Below are 24295 nucleotides of genomic sequence, written 5' to 3' on the forward strand. Positions count from 1 at the left end.
CCCGTGCCTATCAGCAGAACTTTCGGTAACGGCTCGCACCTTGCGGTGGTCATGTCTCCGGTGATGCCTGAATGGGACGAGGGCGCGTTCTTCGCACCGCTCACCGATCATCTGGTTGGCTGCGACTATCGCGTGCGGATCTTCGATACGCTTTCGCTGCTCGACGAAGACAGCTGTTCGCTAGCTGTCTATGCCCATCGTTGGTCGTCGCATTTGCAGGCGCTCGGGCCGATCAGCCTGCTGGCTGGAAACGCCTTGGGCGGGAGCTTGGCGCAGGCGCTGCTCGGTATGCCATTGGCCCGACAGGTCGATAATGTCCTGCTGATATCGGCACCCACCCGCGCTGACGCCCTGCTCGAACAGCGGCTGGGCGAAATGGCCAGGCTCGCCCGTGCCGGCAAGATGACAGAGGCCTTGCATCTGTTGGCGTATCGGGTGCAGCCGGCGGGTACTGCGGCACCTTCGCTGCCAGCGCGAATCGAATGCGGGGCCGACCCTCGAAGGATGCGCCGCTTGAGCGAAGGCTTCGACATGCTCAGGGGGTTGGACCTCGCGCAGATCCTCGACCGCTTCGACAAGCCCGTGTTGAGTATCCATGGGCAGCAATCGCAACTGGTACGCCAGGTCAATGTACGCCTGACCGCCAACCCTGCCCACCGACAGCTGGAGATCGCCGGGGCGGGCATGCGTCCGCTGCCTGAGCATCTTCAGGAAATCGTCGCGGCAATGGCTGACACCTTGCATATCAAGCCGCAGGTGCAGCCATGAGCACATCCCTGGTCGCGGCGCGGTTCATCGACGTGCATTACCATGCCGGGCCGGACGCCTTCGTCCGTCGCCATGGCGCGCTCCAGGCAGCTCGGCTGTATGCCAAGGAAGACGGTTGGGTGGTGCTCAAGAACCACCTGGGCTGCACGGCGGCGCAGGCTTGGGAGGCCCGCCGCGAGGGCCTGCCGGTTTCCGGTTCGGTGGTGCTCAACGAGATCGCTGGCGGCATCGATCATCGGGTGGTCCAGCGCTCGCTGTGCTGTCACGGTGACAGCCCGGCCCGCCTGATCGTGCATCTGCCCACCGTCACCGGTCGCAGTCATCGCTCGGCGCTGCGGCGCGAGGTGGGCCACGCCTTGCTGCGCGACCATCCGGTGCGGCCGCTGACTGTCAGCCGGGACGGGCGCCTGGGCTCGGCGACCCTGGATATCCTGCGCATGGCCCGGGACCATCCGATCGTGGTCTCCACCGGTCACGCCAATGCCGAGGAAGTGCGCCTGCTGGTGGATGCGGCGGTCAGGCTGGATGTGCCTCGGCTGATGCTCAACCAGCCGGCCAGCCCCCTGACCGGGCTGGATGCCAAGGCGCTGATGGAGCTGGCGGCGCTGCCGAACGTCTATACCGAGCAGACGGCGCTGACCTATCTGCTCGGCTACCAGGGCTGGGAGGATTTTTCCCAGGTACTGGGTCAGGTGCCGGGTGTCATCTACAGTTCGGATCTGGGCCAGCCATCGCAACCGGACGTATCGCGCTGGTGGCGGGAGAGCCAGGCGTGGTTCGCGCGCATGGGCCTGGACGCCGCCCGGCAGGAGCGGGTATGTCGCGGCCGGGCGCTGGAAATGCTGCAGTTCTGAGCGACCTTCGACGGCTATTGCGAGGCCTGCGGGCAGCAACCCGGCCGGGTTCGGCGGCGGCCAATCCGGTGTGGTCCGGGACGATGCCGTCCGGCGGAGCGGTCACGGCCTGCGGCCATCGAGGCAGGAGCCAGGATGACCATTGGTCGTTGCTTCGTCGACACCTGTCTCAATGAGACTACAGTCAACCGAGAAACCGTTGATCTGCACTGCATCAGGAGACATCCATGACCATGAATGTATCCCGGCGACAGTTTCTCAAGCTAGGTGCCGCCGGAATGGGCGCTTCGAGCATGGCCATGATGGGTTTCGCCCCGGATGAGGCACTTGCGTCGATTCGTTACTTCAAACTCACCGGTGCGAAGGTTGCCCGCAATGTCTGCACCTACTGTTCGGTAGGCTGCGGCATGTTGCTGTATACCCGGGGCGACGACGCACTCAATGTCACCAACGAGGTCTTCCACGTCGAGGGCGACCCGGACCACCCGGTCAGTCGCGGCTCGCTATGCCCGCGCGGTGCTGGGGTGCTGGACTTCATCAAGAGCGAATCGCGCCTGAAGTACCCGCAGGTGCGCGAGCCAGGCACCGACCATTGGCGGACCATCGGCTGGGATGAAGCGCTCGACCGCATCGCCCGATTGATGAAGGACGATCGCGACCAGCACTTCGAGACCCATGACGACCAGGGGAGGGTGGTCAACCGCTGGATGACCACCTCGATGGTTGCCGCTTCGGCCTGTACCAACGAGACCGCGTACATCACCCAGAAGATCGCCCGCAGCCTGGGCATGCTCAAGGTGGATAACCAGGCTCGCGTCTGACACGCTCCGACGGTGGCAGGTCTTGCCCCTTCATTCGGTCGCGGTGCCATGACCAATCACTGGGTCGATATCCGTAACGCTGATGTCATCCTCTCCATGGGTGGGAATTCGGCCGAGGCGCATCCGGTGGGCTTCCGTTGGGTCATGCACGCCAAGGAACACAACGATGCGATCCTGATTTCCATCGATCCACGCTACAACCGCACCACGGCAGTGGCGGACTACCATGCCTGGATCCGCACCGGCACGGACATCGTCTTCCTTGGCGGCCTGATCGCCTACCTGATCGAAAACGATCGCTACCAGCACGAGTATGTGCGCACCTATACCGATGCCAGCCACCTGGTGAAGGAGGGCTTCGGTTTCGACAACGGGCTGTTCGTCGGCTACGACGAAGGCCGACACCAGTACGACAAGGCAAGCTGGAATTTCGAGCTGGATGCCAACGGCCAGGTGCGTGTCGACGCGACCTTGCAGCATCCGCGCTGCGTGTTCCAGCTGATGCGCGAGCATTACCGCCGCTATACCGTGGAGATGGTCGAGAAGGTTTGCGGCATCCCGCGCGAAAAGGTGCTGCAACTGTGGGACCTGATCGCCCAGACCGCCGCGCCTGGAAAGACCATGACCATTCTCTATGCCTTGGGCTGGACACAGCATTCGATCGGGTCGCAGATGATCCGTGCCGGCTGCATGGTGCAACTGCTGCTGGGCAACATGGGCATGCCCGGAGGCGGCGTCAATGCCTTGCGTGGCCACTCCAACATCCAGGGCCTGACCGATATCGGCCTGCTGTCGAACCTGCTGCCGGGCTACATGACCCTAGCCGGCGTGCAGCTGCAAAACTACGACGACTACATCAGGGAACACACCAAGCTGCCGCAACTGCCTAACCAGGTATCCTACTGGAAATACTACGATCGTTTCTTCGTCAGCTTGATGAAAGCCTGGTGGGGCGATGCGGCCACCGCCGAAAACGACTGGTGCTATCACTGGCTGCCCAAGCTCAGCGAACCCTTGTATGACGTGCTCTACGCCATCAACGACATGACCTTGGGCAAGATGACGGGGGCCTTCTGCCAAGGCTTCAACATCCTCGCCGCCTTCCCCAACAAGGCCAAGGTCAGCGACGCGCTGTCCAAACTCAAGTTCCTTTGCATCATGGATCCGCTGGCCACCGAGACCGGCGAATTCTGGAAGAACCAGGGCACCTTCAACGATGTCGATCCAAGCCAGATCCAGACCCAGGTGTTCCGCCTGCCGACTACCTGCTTCGCCGAGGACAACGGCTCGATCACCAACAGTTCACGCTGGCTGCAGTGGCATTTCAGGGCCGCGCCGCCGCCAGGCCAGGCACGTCCCGACACCGCGATCATGGGCGCCTTGTTCAACCGCTTGCGCAAGCTCTACCAGGAAGAGGGCGGCGCCTTCCCCGATCCGATTCTCAACCTGACCTGGCGCTACAGCGACCTGGAGGAGCCCGGTGCCGACGAGCTGGCCATGGAGTACAACGGCCGGGCCCTGGCCGATATCGACGATGGGCAGGGCCGGGTCATCCGGCCCAAGGGTCAACTGCTCAACGATTTCGGCGAACTGCGCAACGACGGTACCACCGCCTGCGGTTGCTGGATCTATTCGGGCGCCTGGACCGAACAGGGCAACCAGATGGATCGCCGCGACAACTCCGACCCCTTCAACAATGGCACCACCTTGAACTGGGCATGGGCCTGGCCGCTCAATCGCCGGGTGCTCTACAACCGTGCCTCGGCTCGCCCCGACGGCACCCCCTGGGCCATGCACAAGCGCCTGGTCTGGTGGAGCGGCGAGCGCTGGGTCGGCGCCGACATCCCGGACTATCCGGTCACCGCGCCGCCCAAGGACAACGTCGGCCCGTTCATCCTCACTGAAAGCGGCACCGGGCACTTCTTTTCCAGCGAGTGGCTGGGTGAGGGGCCGTTCCCGGAACACTACGAGCCGCTCGAATCGCCCATCGATGGCAATCCATTGCATCCAGGCAATGCCCTTGCGGTCCATAACCCCGTGGCCCGGGTCTTCGCCGAGGATCGCCAGCACTTTGGCGACAACAAGGAGTTTCCCTATGCGGCGACGACCTATCGTTTGACCGAGCATTTCCATTTCTGGACCACGCATGCACGGCTCAACGCAATCATGCAGCCGGAAAAGCTCGTGGAAATCGGCGAGGCGCTTGGCAACGAACTCGGGATCAAGGCCGGGGACCGCGTCCGGGTCCGCTCCAAGCGCGGCTTCATCGAAGCGGTGGCCGTGGTCACCAAGCGGCTGGTACCGCTGCAGATCGACGGGCGCACGGTGCATCAGGTCGGCATTCCGATCCACTGGGGCTATACAGGGGTGGCCCGCAAGGCTCACCTGACCAACACCCTGACGCCATTCGTGGGGGACGGTAATACCCAGACACCAGAGTTCAAGTCGTTCCTGGTGAACATCGAGAAGATTGGAGGAAGTGCCTGATGCGCGGCGATCAAATGAACACCCAGAACTTCATCCGACGCTCGGCCACTCTCGAACAGTCGCCGCAGATTCGCAGCGGCGGCGTCGAACCTGTGGCCAAGCTGATCGATGTATCACTGTGCATCGGCTGCAAGGCCTGCCAGGTCGCCTGCTCGGAATGGAACGACCTGCGCGACGAGGTAGGCGAGTGCGACGGTACCTACAACAACCCTCAGGACCTGAGCCCTTCGTCCTTCGAAGTGATGCGCTTCAGCGAATACGAGAACGAGCAGGGCGAACTGGAATGGCTGATCCGCAAGGACAACTGCATGCACTGCGCCGATCCCGGCTGCCTGAAGGCTTGTCCGTCGCCTGGGGCCATCGTGCAGTACGCCAACGGCATCGTCGACTTCAACTCCGAGCACTGCATTGGCTGCGGCTACTGCGTGGCCGGCTGTCCTTTCAACATTCCGCGCGTGTCCAAGCAAGACAACAAGGCCTACAAGTGCACCCTGTGCTCGGACAGGGTGTTCAACGGGCTGGAGCCGGCGTGCGTGAAAAGCTGTCCGACCTCGGCGATCATGTTCGGTACCAAGCAAGCCATGCACGATCGTGCCGACCAGCGGGTCGAGTACCTCAAGAAGCGTGGCTACGAGAATGCTGGCGTCTATGATCCGGCCGGGGTTGGCGGAACGCATGTCATGTATGTGCTGCAGCACGCCGACAAGCCGGAGATCTACAGCGGGTTGCCCAATGACCCGCACATCAGCCCGGTGGTGGACATGTGGAAAGGCATCACCAAACCCTTGATGTCGGTGGCGCTCGGGGTATCGGTGATGGCCGGGTTCTTCCACTACATCATCAAGGGCCCGAAGGAGGAACCCGAGGACGACCCCGACCCGACCAAGTCCGCCGATGCGCTCGAAGAGAACCGCCGAGGGGAGGATCGACCATGAGTCATTCCAACGTGCGCAAAGGCATCCTGCGCTATGGCTGGTGGTCGCGCACCAACCATTGGCTGATCGCGGCCTGTTTCGTGCTGTTGAGCCTCAGTGGCCTGGCGCTGTTCCATCCGGTCTTCTTCGGCTTGACCGGACTGTTCGGCGGCCCCGGTGAAACCCGGATCGTGCATCCGTTCATCGGTATCTTCATGTCGGTGTTCTTCGCCATCCAGGCGATACGCTTCATGCGCGCCAACCTGTTCCGCTCCTACGATATCCAGTGGATCAAGCAGATCGGTGACGTACTGAGCAACCGCGACGAGAAGCTGCCGCCGGTGGGGCAGAACAACGCCGGACAGAAGGCGGTCTACTGGTTGTTCCTGGCTTGTGTTCCAGTGCTGCTGGTGACCGGGGTGATCATCTGGCGGCCCTATTTTGCCGACCAGATGCCGCGCGAACTGTTGCGCTGGTCAGCGATGATCCACGGCTACGCGGCCTTCGTGGCGATCATCACGCTCATCATCCATATCTATTCGGCCATCTGGGTCAAAGGTTCGATACGCGCCATGACCCAGGGGCGAGTCAGCCATGCCTGGGCCAAGCACCATCATGGGCTGTGGTACGAGCAGATCATGCGTGGCGAACGCAAGGGCGATGACAGCCAGCTGCCGGGGCCCAGCGATCCGCCGCAGCCGAAACGGCGCTGAGCCGGGATCGCCAGCGATTCTGCAGCGTTGGCGAACCTGGCAAGGCATTGCAATCATTGAAAGTACGCTCACAGGAGTTCGCGTGGAACACGTATTCGGTCAGGCGCCAACCGGCACGCTCGAGGCCCCTCAGGTATTGCTGCCCAGTGACCAGGTCTTTCGTCGGCGGGCATTGCGGCTGCGCGAGCTTGTCATGCAGGTGCCGGAACTGGATGAGTTCCTGGCGTTCATGGCCCGGCTGGTAGAAGCCCAGGATCAGGCCTTGCAGGCCGCCAGGCCTGCTTGGCAGCCAGGCGAAGGCGCTTTCGACCAGGCCCTGGAGCATGGCCTGCCGGCATTGGGCTTCCAGACGTTGCGACGCGTGGTCGATTGGCAGACGGATCTTATGGCCATTCTCGAGTCGTTGGCCTTGCACGTGGGCGCGGCCCAGCGGCCATTGCTGGAGGCTTTGCGAGCAGCGTCGCCAGCCCTGCTGCAGAGCCTGGCCGACGATGTGCTCGAAGGCCGGCCCGGCGAACGCGCCAACCGCGGCTTGATGCCTCTGGTGGCGGCGGCGCTGCAGGTCGCCTGGGTGCGCCTGGCCCTGGCGTTGCCTCGCGCGCCGCAAAGGCCAGAGCGCAAGGCTCAAGGCTTGTGCCCCTGTTGCGGCTCGGCGCCGGTCGCCAGCGTGGTCCATGACGAGCAGCCGCGCGATGGCCTGCGCTACCTGTATTGCAGCCTCTGCTCGAGCCAATGGCATCTGGAGCGCGTGCGCTGCAGCGTTTGCGATCACGGCGGCGAGCTGTCGTACCTTGGCCTGGACAACGAGCAGGGCAGGCCGTACCTGCCAGTTCAGGCCGAAGCGTGCGGACATTGCCAGCACTATCTCAAACTGATGCAACGTCAGCTCCAGGGGCGCGCCGAGCCGATCGCCGACGATCTGGCCAGCCTTGCCCTGGATATGCTGCTGGCCGAGCAGGGCAGCTACCAGCGCAGCGGTTACAACCCTTTGTTCATTGTCGGCGACTGAAGGCGCGCGTTTCCGGGGATCAAGCTTGCCGCGCGGCTGATCTACCGATACGCGCAGTCGAAATCAGGCCAGGGCCACCGAGCAGGGTCTTTCTTGAGCAAACAGGTGAGCAATGTCCGATGTCGCATCGAGCAGGACCTGAACATGCAAAAGCCACCTAGGCCATGTCGGCTCAGGTGGCTTCTTCAGTCTGGGCAGTCATTGGACTGTCTAGCTTGCATGCCGTGCGTGGCATGCTATCGGCGCAAAGAACCGCGCTAACGCCTCAATCCCAGCTCAACGCCCCACCGGTCTGATACTCGATCACCCGGGTCTCGAAGAAGTTCTTCTCTTTCTTCAAGTCCATGATCTCGCTCATCCACGGGAACGGGTTGGTGGTCCCTGGGTACTCTTCCTTCAGGCCGATCTGGGTCAGGCGGCGGTTGGCGATGAACTTGAGGTAGTCCTCCATCATCGCCGCGTTCATGCCCAGCACGCCGCGCGGCATGGTGTCGCGTGCGTATTCGATCTCCAGCTGGGTGCCCTGCAGGATCATCTGGGTCGCCTCTTCCTTCATCTCGGCGTCCCACAGGTGCGGGTTCTCGATCTTGATCTGGTTGATCACGTCGATGCCGAAATTCAGGTGCATTGACTCGTCACGCAGGATGTACTGGAACTGCTCGGCGACGCCGGTCATCTTGTTGCGCCGGCCCATGGAGAGGATCTGGGTGAAGCCGCAGTAGAAGAAGATGCCTTCGAGCACGCAGTAGTAGGCGATCAGGTTGCGCAGCAGCTCCTTGTCGGTCTCCGGGGTGCCGGTGTTGAACTGAGGATCGGAGATGGCGCGGGTGTACTTCAGGCCCCAGGCGGCCTTCTTCGCGACCGAGGGAATCTCGTGATACATGTTGAAGATCTCGCCTTCATCCATGCCCAGCGACTCGATGCAGTACTGGTAGGCGTGGGTGTGGATCGCCTCTTCGAAGGCCTGGCGCAGGATGTACTGGCGGCACTCCGGGTTGGTGATCAGGCGGTACACGGCCAGCGCCAGGTTGTTGGCCACCAGCGAGTCGGCGGTGGAGAAGAAGCCCAGGTTACGCATGACGATGCGGCGCTCGTCCTCGGTCAGGCCGTCCTGGCTCTTCCACAGGGCGATGTCGGCGGTCATGTTGACCTCCTGCGGCATCCAGTGGTTGGCGCAGCCGTCGAGGTACTTCTGCCAGGCCCAGTCGTACTTGAAAGGCACCAGCTGGTTGAGATCGGCACGGCAGTTGATCATGCGCTTCTCGTCGACGCGTACCCGCGCCGAGGAGCCTTCCAGCTCGGCCAGACCTTCGGCGATGTCGAGTTCGTCCAGGGCGGCCTTGGCGCGCTTGACCGCGTCGGAGTCGGCGGCGGTGGCGGCGCGGGCTTCCTGGGCGGCGGCATCGCCGGCGCTGTCGAGCTTGTCCATGCTCGGCTGGCTGGCTTGAGGGGTACTTGTGCCCTTGGTGGTGGCTTCGTTTTCGTCCTTGTCGAATTCGTCCCAGCTCAGCATGATATTTGGCTCCGCATAAGGGCCGCCTCAGGGGCGACCGTGAATTTCAAGATGATGTGATACTGGGATCCCGCAGGCAAAGCCTCTACTTGCGAGGTGTCCGGCGAGATCCTGAATTCTGATTGAGTTGGCCATCGAGCCGTGGTGCTCAGGCTACTGGCTTCGTTAGCGCGCTAGCTTTGGAGGCGTAGAGGGCAGAATCCGGTCATCGGAAGTGGCCGGTGATCGAGGCCGGTTTTTGAGGGGCTGCATTGTAGCGGAAAACAGCTTTTCAGGGCAGTCATGTCGCATCTCCGATCTCTTTTTGGAAAGATTCCCGGCACCCGTCAGTAAGGGTTGTCAAGGCGTCACGAAAGGCAGAAGTAGCATATGTAGTGTTGATTCTAATTTTATGGCACATGATATAGTGTTATGACGCAAGGGGCAAGGTGAAGACACTCAGCTTCAGGTCAAATTCTGCCGGCTCCAGAAGCAGGATACGACGTTGTTCTGACGTTCTTGGCCGGTCAGACGAATGGTCAGCGGCTTGAGCTCCGGCCATTTTTGACACGAAGCATCGTGCAAGTGCCGGGCGAGAGCGGTAGCAAAGCGTCAGTTCAGCCTGAGCGGCGGCAGGCGCTCAACGCTTCATTTACAAGGCTGACCGTCGGGTCGATGGCATAGGCATCGGTGAGCCGGAACCTTTGTTGAAGATGTTCAACTCCAGGCTTTCCCAGACCAGGACAGTCAAGGAACGGGTAAGCACCTCGGCAACCAAAGTCTGGCAAGAATGACCGAGGTGACTGGTCCGACATCAAAGAATTATAATCTTTACGAATCTCTTCTTGCTGAGCGTCTTGACAGGTGACAAGAGTTGCTTAACGTCCTTGGCTTTTTGTTAACAAGGAAAAGCTGATATTGTTTACGCTCAGGTTCTCCAAGTAACCAAGACTGATGTTGATAGGCGCATGTCTTTTACGATGCGCATGGTACGTGTCTGCCCCCCCTCGCATGCCTAGCCCACCCGGAAGTTTCACAGGCTTTTTTATTTCCGTCGGCACGCCTAGTAAACGACGCACTGTCTGCTGATCCATGCCGTGTGTAAATGGAATTGGCAACTCCCCCGTGTAAACTGGCTGACCAACTGTCTGCGCCAAGGTTATCATCACCTGTTCCAGCCGTTTGGTCTCTGCGCAAAACCAAAGTGTTATGCCGGGCGTTGGTTTTTGAAGCAGGTCCTCGCTGTCCGGGCTGCCAAGCATTGGCGTCAAAGGCAGGTTAGGTATCAGCCCGTTGACCACCAGCACATCGTATGTATGTCCGATACTGTCTATCCATCTGTTGATCGTCGCAGCATCCATCAGTACCACCCCTGTTCTTCGTTGATCTGGTGCACTCTCCTGCGTGCCTCTTCGAGAGATGCGTCTTCAAAACCCTCCTCCAGCATGTAGGGCTTGATGGCGTCGAAGTTGCTTTCGACTGCTTGACGCAAATCTTCAGCGTCCAGCATCTGCTTGCCTTTTGTGTTCCGCCACCCATAAGTCTCGCTGTATTTTTGGTGAACAATGGCAGAATGGCAATGCTGGCTAAAGAGGTGGCATGCCCGAGTCGATCGGAAACGAGACAATGATGTCCTGCCAGGTGATGTCCTTGACATCACTTCCCGGATAATGGGTTATCTGCGAGTCCCGATCTTGCGCAATAGGGTGAACCAGAACAGTAGGAAGCTTTTCGGGGGCATCCGGGTAGGAAGTCGGTGCTGTGATGATTGGTCCGTTGTTGGGCGTCCAAGTGAGGGTCAGTCCATCCAGATGGGCCTCCATCGTACGCTTGTCAGTATCCCATTCGGCCTGGATGGTCGGCACTCGGTCATCACCGGCGTTGGCGCTGGTATGGATGCCGTAGAGCTGAACAGTGCCTGCCTCGTCGCGACGGAACTGGAATCGCACGCGTGTGGCTGCCTCGGCCAGCCGTGCCGGGTCGATCTGCTGATCTTGGTACAGACGTCCGTCGGCAACACTGTCAGGCAGCATGACGCCAACCAAAGTAGCCAGGACCGGCAAGGTGGCGCTGCCAACAGCCATGCTTCCAGCCCCGGTAGCTGCCGCCCCTATCCCTGCTGGCCCTGCAGCCCGAATTGCCCATGACCACATGGACAGGCTGGCAGCCATCGAACTCCCCGCCACCGGTTGCAGGATACCCGTGACACGCTTGTCGTCATTCGACCCACCTGCCGTGCCGTTCTGCTCCAGGCTCGGAGCTAGCAGTGCAATCTGGCCAAAGTTTCGCGCAGGCTCCACTGCCGTGCCGGTCTGGGTCGTTCCTCTTGGCACCGAGCAGGACTTGGCGAACACGCAAGGCGTCTGCGGCTCTGCAATGAAGGCCATGCCCCCTTTGGCATGAGGCTGACCGGGGCTAGGTTGAAAGCCGAAATTCACCCCTTCATAGAAGACATGGTCGGGATTGCGCCTGGCTGCAGCGAATGCCCCGGATACATTGCCGGGTGCGCCTGTCGAGGCAGAGGAAGCGGCAAGGACGACGCCGCCGTTGGCTGTCATGCTGCCATTGGACGGCGGCGAGATGATCGTTGATGTGAAACCAGGCCAGCCCGGAGATGATGACCGATGAGCACGAGCAGGCAGTACGGCTGACGCCAACCAATGCTACCGGCTGATGATCCAGGAAGGTGTTGTGGGAGCCATTGGCAATACGTGTGATGCCACAAACGGGACAGGAGACGGGATCCCCACCTTGGCGAGGTCCGCCATGTGCAAGGTCCTTGTGCAAACGAAACCGCGAGCGTACCAAGTGGTGTGCCGGGCAGCATGGATGCAGCCCAAAAACAGAAGTTTCCTACAGATTTAAGCCATATAGCTTAGGTAGACCTGTCTCGTTTGTTCAAGCGCGGCAGATATCAGCAAGAAAGCAATGAACAGGTAATGGAGTAGGGTGCATGACACCAGTCCTGACAGGCACGAAGATTCGCGCTCGATAGATCTGCCAGATCTAGCCTCCCTTTGAACGATGCTATTGTTCGCGGGAGATTCCAAACCCAGCGCAGCTATAACTGCGTTGGGTTTTTTATTGCCTGATGAAAGCATATCTGTCTTCCAGCGCTGCAGGAAAAAGCCAAACAGGCCTTTCTCCCGCTTCGCTAGGCAGTGTTACTGGCAAGCCTCGCAATCCGGCTCGTCGATCGCGCAGGCCTTCGGCACCGGGGCCGGGCCGGCGGCCTGGACCGGGGCGCTGTCGCCACCGCTGGACACGGCGTTGAGCTTGCCGGTGTTGATGGTCGACTTTTCGGTGCTGGTCGCGGCCAGGGCACGGAGGTAGTAGGTGGTCTTCAGGCCACGGTACCAGGCCATGCGGTAGGTCACGTCGAGCTTCTTGCCCGAGGCGCCGGCGATGTACAGGTTCAGCGACTGGGCCTGGTCGATCCACTTCTGGCGACGGGAGGCGGCGTCGACGATCCACTTGGTCTCGACCTCGAACGCGGTGGCGTACAAGGCCTTGAGCTCTTGCGGAATGCGCTCGATCTGCTGCACGGAGCCATCGTAGTACTTCAGGTCGTTGATCATCACCGAGTCCCACAAGCCGCGAGCCTTGAGGTCACGGACCAGGTACGGGTTGATCACGGTGAACTCGCCCGACAGGTTCGACTTGACGTACAGGTTCTGGTACGTCGGCTCGATCGACTGCGACACGCCGGTGATGTTGGCGATGGTCGCGGTCGGCGCGATGGCCATGATGTTCGAGTTGCGGATGCCTTTCTTGACGCGCTCGCGTACCGGCGCCCAGTCGAGGGTCTCGTCCAGGTTGACGTCGATGTACTTGGCGCCACGGGCTTCGATCAGGATCTGTTGCGAATCCAGTGGCAGGATGCCCTTGGACCACAGCGAGCCCTGGAACGTCTCGTAGGCACCGCGCTCGTCGGCCAGGTCGCAGGAGGCCTGGATGGCGTAGTAACTGACCGCTTCCATCGACTTGTCGGCGAACTCCACGGCGGCATCCGAACCGTACGGGATGTGCTGCAGGTACAGCGCGTCCTGGAAGCCCATGATGCCCAGACCGACCGGACGGTGCTTGAAGTTAGAGTTGCGCGCCTGCGGGACCGAGTAGTAGTTGATGTCGATCACGTTGTCGAGCATGCGCACGGCAGTGTTGACGGTGCGCTGCAGCTTGGCGGTGTCCAGCTTGCCGTCGACGATGTGGTTCGGCAGGTTGATCGAGCCCAGGTTGCAGACGGCGATCTCGTCCTTGTTGGTGTTCAGGGTGATCTCGGTGCACAGGTTGGAGCTGTGCACGACGCCCACGTGCTGCTGCGGCGAGCGCAGGTTGCACGGGTCCTTGAAGGTCAGCCACGGGTGGCCGGTCTCGAACAGCATCGAGAGCATCTTGCGCCACAGGTCCTTGGCCTGGATGGTCTTGAACACCTTGATCTTGTTGTACTCGGTCAGGGCTTCGTAGTACTCGTAGCGCTCTTCGAAGGCCTTGCCGGTCAGGTCGTGCAGGTCCGGCACTTCCGACGGCGAGAACAGGGTCCACTTGCCGTCGTCGAAGACACGCTTCATGAACAGGTCGGGGATCCAGTTGGCGGTGTTCATGTCGTGGGTACGACGACGATCGTCACCGGTGTTCTTGCGCAGCTCGATGAACTCTTCGATATCCAGGTGCCAGGTTTCCAGGTACGCGCAGACCGCGCCCTTGCGCTTGCCGCCCTGGTTGACCGCCACCGCGGTGTCGTTGACCACCTTGAGGAACGGCACCACGCCCTGAGACTTGCCGTTGGTGCCCTTGATGTAGGAGCCCAGCGCGCGGACCGGAGTCCAGTCGTTGCCCAGGCCACCGGCGAATTTCGACAGCATGGCGTTGTCGTGGATCGCGTGGTAGATGCCCGACAGGTCGTCCGGCACGGTGGTCAGGTAGCAGCTCGACAGCTGCGGGCGCAGGGTGCCGGCATTGAACAGGGTCGGGGTCGAGGCCATGTAGTCGAACGACGACAGCAGGTTGTAGAACTCGATCGCGCGGGCTTCCTTGTCCTTCTCTTCCAGCGCCAGGCCCATGGCCACGCGCATGAAGAACACCTGCGGCAGTTCGAAGCGCACGCCGTCCTTGTGAATGAAGTAGCGGTCGTACAGGGTCTGCAGGCCCAGGTAGGTGAACTGCTGGTCGCGCTCGTGATCGATCGCCTGGCCCAGGCGCTCCAGGTCGTAACCCTGCAGGGCTGGATCGAGCAGCTCGAATTCCACGCCCTTGGCGACGTAGGCTGGCAGGGCCTTGGCGTACAGCTCGGCCATCTCGTGGTGGGTGGCGCTCTCGGCCACGCCGAGGAAGCCCAGGCCTTCGGCGCGCAGGGTATCCATCAGCAGACGGGCGGTGACGAACGAGTAGTTCGGCTCGCGCTCGACCAGGGTACGGGCAGTCATCACCAGCGCGGTGTTGACGTTCTTGATGGACACGCCGTCATAAAGGTTCTTCAGGGTATCGCGCTGGATCAGCTGACCATCGACTTCGGCCAGGCCTTCGCAGGCTTCGCTGATGATGGTGTTCAGGCGCGCCATGTCCAGCGGCGCCAGGCTGCCGTCGGCCAGGGTGATGCGGATGCTCGGGTGCGGCTCGACCACGGCGCCGCTGCCGGCACGGCTGGCACGCTCCTTGGCGCGCTGCTCGCGGTAGATCACGTAGTCGCGCGCGACCTTCTGCTCGCCGGCACGCATCAGGGCCAGTTCGACCTGGTCCTGGATTTCCTCGATGTGGATGGTGCCGCCCGATGGCATGCGACGCTTGAAGGTGGCGGTGACCTGCTCGGTCAGACGCGCGACGGTGTCGTGGATGCGCGACGAGGCGGCAGCGGTGCCGCCTTCAACTGCGAGGAACGCCTTGGTGATGGCCACGGTGATCTTGTCGTCGGTGTAGGCGACGACCGTGCCGTTGCGCTTGATCACGCGCAGTTGGCCGGGAGCGGTCGCAGCCAGGTCCTGGCTCGAGTCGGCGGCCTGCGGCGCCTTGGCCTGCGGGTTCTCGCGAGTTGTGTCGGTTTGCATGGGGGGTGTGTCTCCACATTCTCAATGTTTGTTCAAGCGCCACCAAGGCGCCCGCTGTCCTGTCCACTGCTCGACGGCCCGACCGCCAACGCACGACACAGGTGCGTTCGTTCGGGCGTGCTCACCGACTTCGGGACAGATCAGGATAAAAAGGGCAATTGCTTGCCGCTCCCTGGCCGAAGTCAAAATCCCGGGCTCAAAGCACGGGACCCGTTGTCGCAGGTCATCGCGCCGGCAGCGCGGTTCCCCTGTCGCGACCAGCCCAACCCGGGCTGGTGACACTTGCCTTGCAGGAGCGGTTTGTCTGGCGAATTCGCGTAAAGTTCATGCAGAAAAAGCGCTATTTCAGGCTTGAGTTTCCTGCATCACTTGTGCTTGGAAAGTCTCTCGAAACCCAACATGTAGTTGGTCCGCCCTGATGGCGGTACAAGATAGTGCGGTCGAGTGCCTAATGCAAGGCAGCCTTCTGTGGATAACTTGTGCGTAGTTTGTGAGCATGCCGGGCCACCCCTTGCAGGGTGCGTCCTAGGACCGAATTGCCATTCGTCAGCGATTTTTTTCCAGCTGACGAAGGACCTGTCCCGGCACGGTGAAAGCTCCAGCGTACGGCCGTGAGCGGTCACTTTTTACCTGGGCCAGCGAACCCGGCAGCAGCGGCTACTGTTCGACGAGTGGTCCAAGGCTTGATTGGACTCAGACGCTGACCAGGCTCAGCAGCTGCCCATCGGCCACCCGGAACTGCCCCTCCAGTTCCCGTCCGCTGCGCCAGTCTGGCGAAAGATCGGTCAGCAGCCGCAGGCGGGCCTGGCCTTGGCTGGACCACTCGAGCAGTTCGGCATGCTCGAACCAGAAACGCTTGCGTGTCAGTGGATAGAGCGTCTTGAACAGACTTTCCTTGAGCGAGAAGGTCAAGGTCACCGCCAGGCCCGGCTGGCTGCGGTCCAGGCGCCCCAGCTCGGCGGGCGTGAGGATTTCGCCTGCCAGCCGCTCGGCGCGTTCATCGTCCAGCAGGCTTTCCTGGTCCAGGCCCAGGCCACCGCAGGCATCGGCGGCGGCCACCACGGCGGCGGCCCAGCCCTTGCCATGGGTGATCGAGCCGTGGATGCCGCTCGGCCAGATTGGCGAGCGGTCATCGTGGGTCGCCGGGACGTACTCGCGACCATCCAGGCGCTCCAGCGCTGCCCTGGCGCAGACCCGGCCGGCCAGGTATTCGGCCTGGCGCTTGGCCACCGAGCGTTGCAGGCCAGGGCTCTGCTCGATGCCGGCCCTCTGGAAGTCGTCGCCTGCCAGGCGGGATGGGTCGAAGGCACAACTCACCAGCACGGCACCGGGGAGCGGCAAGGGCAGGGGCCAGTGGTACTGGAGCGGGGCGCAGCAGGCGGGAAGTCTGTTCATGCGGACCATTGTGCCAGCCGTCGACACGCCAGGGGAACCTGCCTAGCGGCACCTCGGTGGCCGTTACCTGAACAGTTTGTCGAGGAACGCCCGCATGTCGGCCCAGGAGCTTTCATCGGCGGTCTTGCTGTAGGCGATGTCCGGCCCGCCATGGGCGCCATGGCCAAGCCGGTCGGCATCGGGATTGCTGAAGCCATGCCGGGCTCCGGGAATGCTGACGAAGTCGAAGCTGGCCCCCGCATCGCTCATCTCCTGCTTGAAGGCCTGCACCTGGCGCTCGTCGACCATGCTGTCGGCGGCACCATGCTCGACCAGCACCTTGGCCTTGACGCTGCCTGGCGTAGCCGGCGTCTGCGTTGCCAGCGCGCCATGGAAGCTCACCACGCCGGCCAGCGGCTCGCCACGGCGGGCGGCGTCCAGCACCACCTTGCCACCGAAGCAGTAGCCGATCGCCGCGAGCCTGGTCTTGTCGGTGAGGGGCTGGATGCCCAGCAGCTCGAGGCCGGCAGCGAAGCGCCGCTCGGCCGTTTGCGGATCCCTCAGCGCGGCGGCCATGAAGGCCTGCGCATCCTTGGGGTGTTCGGTGTGCTTGCCGTCGCCGTACATGTCGATGGCCAGGGCACTGTAGCCGAGCGCGGCCAGATCACGGGCGCGGCGCTTGGCATAGTCGTTCAGCCCCCACCATTCATGTACCACGAGGATGCCCGGGCGCTTGCCGTCGAACGCGTCGTCGTAGGCATGGTAGCCGACCAGGCGCTGCCCAGCGGCGTCCCGGTAGAGGATCTCGCGGGTCTGGACAGCCGCCTGAACCAGGGAGGCGCTGCAGAGCAGCGCCAGGGCAAGCAGGACACGCATGTGGGTCACTCCCGGTGGGCCGAGTTCGGACTTCGTTCAGCGCTGGTTCAGCAAGGGTTCAGCGGCGGTTCAGCGCGCTCCGCTTACTGTAGCTGGCATATCGACGAAACACATCCTCAAGGAGTAGCGCAGCATGAAGACACTCGGCACCCTCATCGCCACCTTGGCAATCGGCAGCGCCAGCCTGGCCGCGCAGGCCAGCGATACCTTCGTCGGCCTGAGCTACGGCCAGGCCAGCGACAAGATACGCAAGTCCGGGCTGCTCCAGCGCAACACCGGCCACCTGAATACCGACGGCATCATCGGCAAGGACTCGACCTGGGGCCTGCGTGCCGGCCGGATCAACGACCAGGGCCGCTACTATGTCACCTATGACAATACCTCCGGCCAGCACAGCGGGATCAAGCTGCGCCAGGAAAACCTGCTGGGCAGCTACGACCTGTTCCTGCCGCTGGGCGATACCACCAAGCTGTTCGGGGGCGCGAGCCTGGGCCTGACCAAGCTGGCCCAGGAATCGTCCGGGTTCAGCCGCGATACTGGCCGGGGCTACCTGTACGGCGCTCAGTTCGGCGTCCTGCAGCCGCTCACCGACAAGGCCTCGGTGGAGCTTGGCTACCGCTACCTGCGCAGCAATGCCAGCACCGAGCTGGCCAGGCATGGCCAGGCGAAGGCCGGTACCCTGAGGCTGAACAGCAGCGCCCAGACCTACCTCTCGGCCAACTACAAATTCTGATACTGGCTGCCAGCGAAGCAGGTGTCTGCCAACACCTGCTTCGCTGGTATGTTTGTCGCCCATGGCAGCCTGTGTCCTGGGGACGGGGAGATCTTCATGAAGTTGCTGGTGGTCGAGGACGAGGCGCTGCTGCGCCACCACCTCCGTACGCGCCTGGGCGAAAGCGGCCACCTGGTCCAAGCGGTCGCCGACGCCGAGGAGGCGCTGTACCAGAGCATGCACTACAACCACGACCTGGCGATCATCGATCTTGGCCTGCCCGGCATGAGCGGGCTCGAGCTGATCGGCCGAATCCGCGGCCATGGCCGGAGCTTTCCAATCCTCATCCTCACCGCGCGCGGCAACTGGCAGGACAAGGTCGAGGGGCTGGCAGCCGGAGCCGATGACTACCTGGTCAAGCCTTTCCAGTTCGAGGAGCTCGAGGCGCGCCTGAACGCCTTGCTACGTCGCTGCAGCGGCTTTACCCAGGCGACCATCGCCGCGGGGCCGCTGGTGCTGGACCTCAATCGCAAGCAGGCCACGCTGGACGAGCGACCGCTGGCGCTGACCGCCTACGAATACCGCATCCTCGAATACCTGATGCGCCATCACCAGCAGGTCGTGGCCAAGGAGCGACTCATCGAGCAGTTGTACCCCGACGACGAGGAGCGCGATCCGAACGTGATCGAAGTGCTGGTCGGGCGGCTGCGCCGCAAGCTGGCCGGCACGAATGGCTTTCGGCCGATCGATACGATCCGAGGCCTGGGCTACCTGTTCACCGAGCGCTGCCGATGATCGGCTCGCTACGCCTGCGCCTGATGGCTGCCGCGACGGTGCTGGCGCTGCTGTTCATGCTCGCCCTGCTGCCGGCCTTGCAGAAAACCTTCAGTCTCGCTCTCGAGGATTCGATCCAGCAGCGCCTGGCCTCCGACGTCACCACGCTGATTTCCGCGGCGCGTATCGAAAATGGCCGCCTGCAGATGCCCGAGCTGTTGCCCGACGAACGCTACGATCTGCCTTACGCCGGCCTGCTCGGCTATATCTATGATCGTCAGGGGCGGCTGGTGTGGCAGTCTCGCGCCACCGTGGGCAGGCACATCAGCTACCAGCCTCGCTACGATGGTCGTGGCACCGAGTTCGCCCGTATCGACCAGGCAGATGGCGAAGACTTCTTCGTCTATGACGTCGAGGTCAAGCTGCTCGGCGGCAAGGCCGCGGCCTACAGCATCGTCGCCCTCCAGCCGGTGCGCGAATACCGGCAAACCCTCGACGGGCTTCGCGAGAAGCTCTACCTGGGCTTCGCCGCCGCCTTGTCCGTGCTGCTGGTGCTGCTCTGGGTGGGCCTGACCTGGGGATTGCGTTCGTTGCGGCGCCTGAGTCGGGAGCTCGACGAGGTCGAAAGCGGCCAGCGGCAAAGCCTCAGTGGCGACCATCCGCGGGAGTTGCTGCGCCTGACCGGCTCGCTGAACCGGCTGCTGCACAGCGAGCGGGAACAACGCCAGCGCTACCGTGATTCGCTGGACGACCTGGCCCACAGCCTCAAGACACCGCTGGCGGTGTTGCAGGGGGTTGGTGACAACCTGGGCAAGACGCCCGGCGAGCGGGAGCAGGCCCAGGTGCTACAGACGCAGATCGAGCGCATGAGTCAGCAGATCGACTACCAGTTGCAGCGGGCCAGCTTGCGCAAGAGCGGCCTGGTCCGTCACCAGGTGTCGCTTCGACCGGTCCTGCAAGGGGTGTGCGAGACCTTGGCCAAGGTCTACCGGGACAAGCAGGTGGAGGTCGAGCTGGACGTGGCGGCCCAGGCCCAGGTACCGATGGAACAGGGTGCGTTGCTGGAGCTGCTTGGCAACCTGTTGGAAAACGCTTATCGCCTCTGTCTCGGCAAGGTCAGGGTCAGCCTGCTCGTATCGGCGGGGCGTTTGCAGTTGTGCATCGAAGACGACGGCCCCGGTGTACCCTTCGAGCAACGCGAGCGTATCCTGCACCGTGGCGAGCGCCTTGACCGACAGCATCCAGGGCAAGGCATCGGCCTAGCGGTGGTCAAGGACATCCTGGAAAGCTATGACGCTCACCTGGAGCTGGGCGACTCGCCGCTTGGTGGCGCGGCGTTTCGCATCCTCTTCAGCCAGGACCAGGCCTGAGGCTCGTTGCGGGCGCATGAGCGAGCCTTGCTGAAAACAGTCGAACCGAAGAGCTCGCCGCGCGACAGCGGCGAGGCGGGTTTCCGCCGCGAAGGGCCGGATCGTCGATGCCGAAGGCGGAAAACCGCCATGTGGACCTGATGGCGTGCACTTTCAACGAGCAGTTCGACCAGCCAAATCCAGTGTTTGCACCGGTTTTGGGCAATTGGCACTGTCCTTGCTCAAGCTTGCGTCAGAGTTCTGCAACCTGCAGTTCCAGACAACAAATCCCTCCAGGTGCAGGAGGGTTAGCGCAAGGTGATCCATGTCCTGGGAAGGGCCGCGGAACACACTCGAGGAAGAATCAGCCATGACGACACGTCAGCCGCTCTACAAGTCTCTGTATGTCCAGGTGTTGGTCGCCATCACCATCGGCATCCTGCTCGGCCATTACTATCCCGAAACCGGCGTCGCCCTGAAACCGCTGGGTGACGGCTTCGTCAAACTCATCAAGATGGTCATCGCCCCGATCATCTTCTGCACCGTGGTCAGCGGCATCGCCGGCATGCAGAGCATGAAATCGGTCGGCAAGACCGGCGGCTACGCGCTGTTGTACTTCGAGATCGTTTCCACCATCGCCCTGATCATCGGCCTGGTCGTGGTCAACGTGGTCAAGCCGGGCGCCGGCATGCACGTCGATGTCAGCACGCTCAACGCCAGCAGCGTGGCCGCCTACGCCGCCGCCGGCGCGCAGCAGACCACTGTCGGCTTCCTGCTCAACGTGATCCCCAATACGGTGGTCGGCGCCTTCGCCAACGGCGACATTCTTCAGGTGCTGATGTTCTCCGTGCTGTTCGGCTTCGCCTTGCACCGGCTGGGCAGCTACGGCAAGCCATTGCTGGACATGATCGATCGCTTCGCCCATGTGATGTTCAACATCATCAACATGATCATGAAGCTGGCGCCGCTGGGCGCGTTCGGTGCCATGGCCTTCACCATCGGCCAGTACGGCGTCGGCTCGCTGGTGCAGCTGGGCTACCTGATGGCGTGCTTCTACATCACCTGCGTGCTGTTCGTGCTGGTGGTGCTGGGCAGCATCTGCCGTGCCCACGGTTTCAGCGTGCTGAAGCTGATCCGCTACATCCGTGAGGAGCTGCTGATCGTGCTCGGTACCTCGTCCTCGGAATCGGCGCTGCCACGCATGCTGGCCAAGATGGAGCGCCTGGGCGCCAAGAAGTCCGTGGTCGGCCTGGTGATCCCCACCGGCTATTCCTTCAACCTCGACGGCACTTCGATCTACCTGACCATGGCCGCGGTGTTCATCGCCCAGGCTACCGACACCACGATGGACATCACTCACCAGATCACCTTGCTGCTGGTGCTGCTGGTCGCTTCCAAAGGCGCCGCGGGCGTCACCGGTTCGGGCTTCATCGTCCTGGCCGCGACCCTGTCGGCGGTCGGCCACCTGCCGGTCGCTGGCCTCGCGCTGATCCTCGGTATCGACCGCTTCATGTCCGAAGCCCGTGCCCTGACCAACCTGATCGGCAATGCCGTGGCCACCGTGGTGGTCGCCAAGTGGGTCAAGGAAATGGACAACGACACCCTGCAGGCCGAACTGGCCTCCGGTGGTTCGACGCTGACCGACACGCGCCCGACCGACGACCTGGGCGTCGCCGAAGGCCCGGCACGCTGATCCTGCCAAACGATCCTGGCGTACAGACAAAGGCGACCTTGCGGTCGCCTTTGTCGTTCGAGGGATCTGCTGGGCGCCGACCGCCTCGGCTGTGCAGGCGCCTGCGTCGTTTCATTCCACGCGCGTCTCGCCACTGTACTTGAGCAGCTGCTTGCAGGTGCGGCAGATGTAGCGTCGACCCTGGCGCACCAGCTTGTGTCGCTGCCCGGTGAAGGCAAAGTCGCTCTGTGGGCAAGGGCAGCGGTAGATGTAGCGGGTGACGAGACGACGCTTGACCTCGTAGTCATGGCAGCGCTTGGGCGGCAGCTCGTAGACGCCACGCATGATCAGCTGCCATTGCTCGCCGTGTGGCTGGATACGACCGCCGAACAGCTGGTGTGCGACCAGGTGTGCCACTTCATGGGCGACGGTCTGGCGCAAGAAGTCCTCGGTGTTTTCCCGGTACAGTTGCAGGTTGAAACGCAGCAGGTTGCGCTGCAGGTGGGCCACCCCGGCTTTCTGGCCGCGTAGCTTGAAGCTGACCTCGGGACGGGGGAAAGGGCGCTTGAAGAAGGCCTCGGCCTGCTGGTAACAGGTCTCGACGCGTTGCATGAGCAAATCGGGCATGGCTTGGAACTCCTCGCCCATCATTATGCCGCAAGCCAGCCATCTTCACCGCGCCAGCGGTCAGCGAAGCGCCAGGACACCGCTCGCTTGCGCCGCTGGCGCGAAGGCACTGGTTCGCTAGCCGACGTACACAGGCCCCACACCCAGTCCCCAGATGATCACGCTGCTCGCCATGATCGCCACCAGCACCACGAGGCCCACGGCCAGTACGGAGCTGGAGAACAGGAAACCTTCGTCGGCAGGCAGGTTCATGAAGGTGGGCAGCCCCACATAAAGCAGGTAGATGGTGTAGCAGACCGCCGCGGTGCCAACCAGCATGCCCAGCCAGAGATGCGGGTACAGGGCGGCCAGGCCACCGATGAACAACGGCGTGGCGGTATAGGTGGCGAACGCGACGCAGCGCGCCAGCGAGGGCGTCGCATCATAGGTTCCGGCCATCCAGTGAATGAATGCTCCCATCACCGCGACGCCAGCGAGCATGGCCAGGTAGGACATCAAGCTCATCCAGAAGGCGCTTTCCAGAGTCAGCATCACCGCGGCTCGATCGTCGATCACCCAGCCGACCTGCGTGGTGCCGATGAACGCCGACACAGCCGGGATCGCCGCCAGGATCAGGGTATGAGTCAGGTACATGTGGCCAATGCTTTGCTCCTCGCCACGGATCTCTCGCCACTCCTGATCGGGATGAGTGAACAAGCCCAGAACATGATGGATCATGCCGGCCACTCCTGTCTTGGTTGCCAGACGGCCCCGGTGGGGCGGTAGCGGCTGCAGGTGCGAATGGGATGTCGAGCGCAAGGGCGCCTGGGCCTCATGAGGCAGTATAGGAAGCGTCCGCCGACCGGTACGCCGCTTTTTAGAGCAAATGGTGCTCGCCGCCGGCGCCGTGATTACCCGGCGGTCTTTATCGGAAGGCCCTACGCGAGGGCGTGGTTTGTGCGTAAAATAGCCGGCTTTTGTCACACCTCGCGGACGCAAGCGCTATGGGCACCCTTTCGGTCAATCAGAACAAACTGCAGAAACGCCTGCGGCGTCTCGCCGGCGAAGCCATCACCGACTACAACATGATCGAGGATGGCGACAAGGTCATGGTCTGCCTGTCCGGCGGCAAGGACAGCTACACCATGCTCGATGTCCTGCTGCATCTGCAGAAGGTGGCCCCGATCAAGTTCGAGATCGTCGCGGTGAACATGGACCAGAAGCAGCCGGGCTTCCCTGAGCATGTGCTGCCGGCCTATCTCGAAACCCTTGGCATCGAGTACCACATCGTCGAGAAGGACACCTACTCGGTGGTCAAGGAGCTGATCCCGGAAGGCAAGACCACCTGTTCGCTGTGCTCGCGCCTGCGTCGCGGTACCCTGTACACCTTCGCCGACGAGATCGGCGCGACGAAGATGGCGCTGGGGCACCACCGCGATGACATCGTCGAGACCTTCTACCTCAACATGTTCTTCAACGGCACCATGAAAGCCATGCCGCCCAAGCTGCGTGCCGACGATGGTCGCAACGTGGTGATCCGTCCGCTGGCCTATTGCAGCGAAAAGGACATCCAGGCCTATTCGGACATGCGCCAGTTCCCGATCATCCCGTGCAACCTGTGCGGCTCGCAGGAAAACCTGCAGCGCCAGGTGGTCAAGGAAATGCTGGTGGAATGGGAGCGCAAGCATCCCGGGCGCACCGACAACATCTTCCGCGCCCTGCAGAACGTGGTGCCGTCTCAGCTGGCCGATCGCAACCTGTTCGATTTCGCCAGCCTGCGCATCGACGAGAGCGCCACCCCCCGTTTTCTCGACGTAGTGAACATCTGAT

The 24295-nt window shown here is 62.4% G+C and carries 21 protein-coding genes; 11 read left to right on the forward strand and 10 right to left on the reverse strand.

The genetic code is table 11. From position 1 onward, the window contains the following. The first annotated feature begins 3 nt into the window (after positions 1-3). The 6 genes from ACY8GK_RS20915 to fdhE all read left to right on the forward strand — a co-directional run bounded on the left by ACY8GK_RS20915 (position 4) and on the right by fdhE (position 7566). Positions 4-768: an alpha/beta fold hydrolase gene (locus tag ACY8GK_RS20915; RefSeq protein WP_462401939.1), complete on the forward strand. Its 765-nt coding sequence runs from the start codon at positions 4-6 to the stop codon at positions 766-768. Next, positions 765-1622 carry a DUF6282 family protein gene (locus tag ACY8GK_RS20920; RefSeq protein ID WP_462401940.1) on the forward strand — a complete coding sequence of 286 codons (858 nt, stop codon included), beginning with the start codon at positions 765-767 and terminating at the stop codon, positions 1620-1622. Before ACY8GK_RS20915 ends, ACY8GK_RS20920 begins: the two co-directional genes overlap by 4 nt. Before the next feature lie 233 nt (positions 1623-1855). Continuing rightward, on the forward strand, positions 1856-4930 hold the full coding sequence (gene fdnG, locus ACY8GK_RS20925) for a formate dehydrogenase-N subunit alpha (protein ID WP_462403048.1): 3075 nt from the start codon (positions 1856-1858) through the stop codon (positions 4928-4930). Continuing rightward, complete coding sequence (gene fdxH / locus ACY8GK_RS20930) at positions 4930-5865, forward strand: formate dehydrogenase subunit beta (protein ID WP_196181512.1); 936 nt, start codon at positions 4930-4932, stop codon at positions 5863-5865. The genes fdnG and fdxH overlap by 1 nt, the downstream gene beginning before the upstream one ends. Then, positions 5862-6557: a formate dehydrogenase subunit gamma gene (locus ACY8GK_RS20935; protein WP_196181510.1), complete on the forward strand. Its 696-nt coding sequence runs from the start codon at positions 5862-5864 to the stop codon at positions 6555-6557. Before fdxH ends, ACY8GK_RS20935 begins: the two co-directional genes overlap by 4 nt. Before the next feature lie 82 nt (positions 6558-6639). Beyond that, complete coding sequence (gene fdhE / locus ACY8GK_RS20940) at positions 6640-7566, forward strand: formate dehydrogenase accessory protein FdhE (protein WP_462401941.1); 927 nt, start codon at positions 6640-6642, stop codon at positions 7564-7566. Between the two features lie 265 nt (positions 7567-7831). On the opposite strand, the gene ACY8GK_RS20945 is transcribed toward fdhE, so the two are convergent. The 8 genes from ACY8GK_RS20945 to ACY8GK_RS20980 all read right to left on the reverse strand — a co-directional run bounded on the left by ACY8GK_RS20945 (position 7832) and on the right by ACY8GK_RS20980 (position 17352). After that, positions 7832-9079 carry a ribonucleotide-diphosphate reductase subunit beta gene (locus tag ACY8GK_RS20945; RefSeq protein WP_462401942.1) on the reverse strand — a complete coding sequence of 416 codons (1248 nt, stop codon included), beginning with the start codon at positions 9077-9079 and terminating at the stop codon, positions 7832-7834. A gap of 857 nt (positions 9080-9936) precedes the next feature. After that, positions 9937-10419, reverse strand: coding sequence for a DUF6392 family protein (locus ACY8GK_RS20950; RefSeq protein WP_196179491.1), 483 nt, complete (start codon positions 10417-10419; stop codon positions 9937-9939). Then, positions 10419-10568 (reverse strand): hypothetical protein, encoded by a 150-nt coding sequence (locus ACY8GK_RS20955; protein ID WP_462401943.1) that lies wholly within the window; start codon positions 10566-10568, stop codon positions 10419-10421. Before ACY8GK_RS20955 ends, ACY8GK_RS20950 begins: the two co-directional genes overlap by 1 nt. Positions 10569-10644: 76 nt before the next feature. Then, positions 10645-11616, reverse strand: a complete 972-nt coding sequence (locus tag ACY8GK_RS20960; RefSeq protein ID WP_462401944.1) for an S-type pyocin domain-containing protein — start codon at positions 11614-11616, stop codon at positions 10645-10647. Further along, entirely contained in the window at positions 11501-11866 is a 366-nt protein-coding gene (locus ACY8GK_RS20965; protein ID WP_462401945.1) for a PAAR domain-containing protein, read from the reverse strand. The genes ACY8GK_RS20960 and ACY8GK_RS20965 overlap by 116 nt, the downstream gene beginning before the upstream one ends. A 356-nt stretch (positions 11867-12222) precedes the next feature. Beyond that, on the reverse strand, positions 12223-15102 hold the full coding sequence (locus ACY8GK_RS20970; protein WP_462401946.1) for a ribonucleoside-diphosphate reductase subunit alpha: 2880 nt from the start codon (positions 15100-15102) through the stop codon (positions 12223-12225). 693 nt (positions 15103-15795) lie between these two features. Then, positions 15796-16497: a 4'-phosphopantetheinyl transferase family protein gene (locus ACY8GK_RS20975; RefSeq protein ID WP_196179499.1), complete on the reverse strand. Its 702-nt coding sequence runs from the start codon at positions 16495-16497 to the stop codon at positions 15796-15798. A gap of 63 nt (positions 16498-16560) precedes the next feature. After that, the gene (locus ACY8GK_RS20980) at positions 16561-17352 is read right to left on the reverse strand and encodes a dienelactone hydrolase family protein (protein WP_196179501.1); all 792 of its coding nucleotides are present in this window, start codon (positions 17350-17352) and stop codon (positions 16561-16563) included. A gap of 133 nt (positions 17353-17485) precedes the next feature. Between ACY8GK_RS20980 and ACY8GK_RS20985 the strand changes: the two genes are divergently transcribed. The 4 genes from ACY8GK_RS20985 to ACY8GK_RS21000 all read left to right on the forward strand — a co-directional run bounded on the left by ACY8GK_RS20985 (position 17486) and on the right by ACY8GK_RS21000 (position 21880). Continuing rightward, the gene (locus tag ACY8GK_RS20985; protein WP_462401947.1) at positions 17486-18085 is read left to right on the forward strand and encodes a hypothetical protein; all 600 of its coding nucleotides are present in this window, start codon (positions 17486-17488) and stop codon (positions 18083-18085) included. A gap of 96 nt (positions 18086-18181) precedes the next feature. After that, on the forward strand, positions 18182-18859 hold the full coding sequence (locus ACY8GK_RS20990) for a response regulator (RefSeq protein ID WP_196179505.1): 678 nt from the start codon (positions 18182-18184) through the stop codon (positions 18857-18859). Further along, on the forward strand, positions 18856-20208 hold the full coding sequence (locus tag ACY8GK_RS20995; RefSeq protein ID WP_196179507.1) for an ATP-binding protein: 1353 nt from the start codon (positions 18856-18858) through the stop codon (positions 20206-20208). Before ACY8GK_RS20990 ends, ACY8GK_RS20995 begins: the two co-directional genes overlap by 4 nt. A 349-nt stretch (positions 20209-20557) precedes the next feature. Next, positions 20558-21880 (forward strand): dicarboxylate/amino acid:cation symporter, encoded by a 1323-nt coding sequence (locus ACY8GK_RS21000; RefSeq protein ID WP_462401948.1) that lies wholly within the window; start codon positions 20558-20560, stop codon positions 21878-21880. A 111-nt stretch (positions 21881-21991) separates the two neighbouring features. On the opposite strand, the gene ACY8GK_RS21005 is transcribed toward ACY8GK_RS21000, so the two are convergent. Both ACY8GK_RS21005 and ACY8GK_RS21010 read right to left on the reverse strand, forming a co-directional pair. Next, the gene (locus ACY8GK_RS21005) at positions 21992-22486 is read right to left on the reverse strand and encodes a SprT family zinc-dependent metalloprotease (protein ID WP_196179511.1); all 495 of its coding nucleotides are present in this window, start codon (positions 22484-22486) and stop codon (positions 21992-21994) included. A gap of 117 nt (positions 22487-22603) precedes the next feature. Further along, complete coding sequence (locus ACY8GK_RS21010; protein ID WP_462401949.1) at positions 22604-23203, reverse strand: Yip1 family protein; 600 nt, start codon at positions 23201-23203, stop codon at positions 22604-22606. A 266-nt stretch (positions 23204-23469) separates the two neighbouring features. Here ACY8GK_RS21010 and ttcA point away from each other — a divergent pair, with 266 nt between their 5' ends. Continuing rightward, on the forward strand, positions 23470-24294 hold the full coding sequence (ttcA, locus tag ACY8GK_RS21015) for a tRNA 2-thiocytidine(32) synthetase TtcA (RefSeq protein ID WP_196179515.1): 825 nt from the start codon (positions 23470-23472) through the stop codon (positions 24292-24294). The last annotated feature ends 1 nt before the right edge of the window (position 24295 follow it).

This window comes from Pseudomonas sp. Marseille-QA0332 (assembly GCF_054950175.1).

Excerpts from the sequence above, each read along its gene's own strand:
- ACY8GK_RS20920 (WP_462401940.1), top strand. The coding sequence starts at position 765 with ATGAGCACATCCCTGGTCGCGGCGCGGTTCATCGACGTGCATTACCAT.
- fdxH (WP_196181512.1), top strand. The coding sequence starts at position 4,930 with ATGCGCGGCGATCAAATGAACACCCAGAACTTCATCCGACGCTCGGCC.
- ACY8GK_RS20935 (WP_196181510.1), top strand. The coding sequence starts at position 5,862 with ATGAGTCATTCCAACGTGCGCAAAGGCATCCTGCGCTATGGCTGGTGG.
- ACY8GK_RS20945 (WP_462401942.1), bottom strand. The coding sequence starts at position 9,079 with ATGCTGAGCTGGGACGAATTCGACAAGGACGAAAACGAAGCCACCACC.
- ACY8GK_RS20950 (WP_196179491.1), bottom strand. The coding sequence starts at position 10,419 with ATGGATGCTGCGACGATCAACAGATGGATAGACAGTATCGGACATACA.
- ACY8GK_RS20955 (WP_462401943.1), bottom strand. The coding sequence starts at position 10,568 with ATGCTGGACGCTGAAGATTTGCGTCAAGCAGTCGAAAGCAACTTCGAC.
- ACY8GK_RS20960 (WP_462401944.1), bottom strand. The coding sequence starts at position 11,616 with ATGACAGCCAACGGCGGCGTCGTCCTTGCCGCTTCCTCTGCCTCGACA.
- ACY8GK_RS20970 (WP_462401946.1), bottom strand. The coding sequence starts at position 15,102 with ATGCAAACCGACACAACTCGCGAGAACCCGCAGGCCAAGGCGCCGCAG.
- ACY8GK_RS20975 (WP_196179499.1), bottom strand. The coding sequence starts at position 16,497 with ATGAACAGACTTCCCGCCTGCTGCGCCCCGCTCCAGTACCACTGGCCC.
- ACY8GK_RS20980 (WP_196179501.1), bottom strand. The coding sequence starts at position 17,352 with ATGCGTGTCCTGCTTGCCCTGGCGCTGCTCTGCAGCGCCTCCCTGGTT.
- ACY8GK_RS20985 (WP_462401947.1), top strand. The coding sequence starts at position 17,486 with ATGAAGACACTCGGCACCCTCATCGCCACCTTGGCAATCGGCAGCGCC.
- ACY8GK_RS20990 (WP_196179505.1), top strand. The coding sequence starts at position 18,182 with ATGAAGTTGCTGGTGGTCGAGGACGAGGCGCTGCTGCGCCACCACCTC.
- ACY8GK_RS20995 (WP_196179507.1), top strand. The coding sequence starts at position 18,856 with ATGATCGGCTCGCTACGCCTGCGCCTGATGGCTGCCGCGACGGTGCTG.
- ACY8GK_RS21000 (WP_462401948.1), top strand. The coding sequence starts at position 20,558 with ATGACGACACGTCAGCCGCTCTACAAGTCTCTGTATGTCCAGGTGTTG.
- ACY8GK_RS21005 (WP_196179511.1), bottom strand. The coding sequence starts at position 22,486 with ATGCCCGATTTGCTCATGCAACGCGTCGAGACCTGTTACCAGCAGGCC.
- ACY8GK_RS21010 (WP_462401949.1), bottom strand. The coding sequence starts at position 23,203 with ATGATCCATCATGTTCTGGGCTTGTTCACTCATCCCGATCAGGAGTGG.
- ttcA (WP_196179515.1), top strand. The coding sequence starts at position 23,470 with ATGGGCACCCTTTCGGTCAATCAGAACAAACTGCAGAAACGCCTGCGG.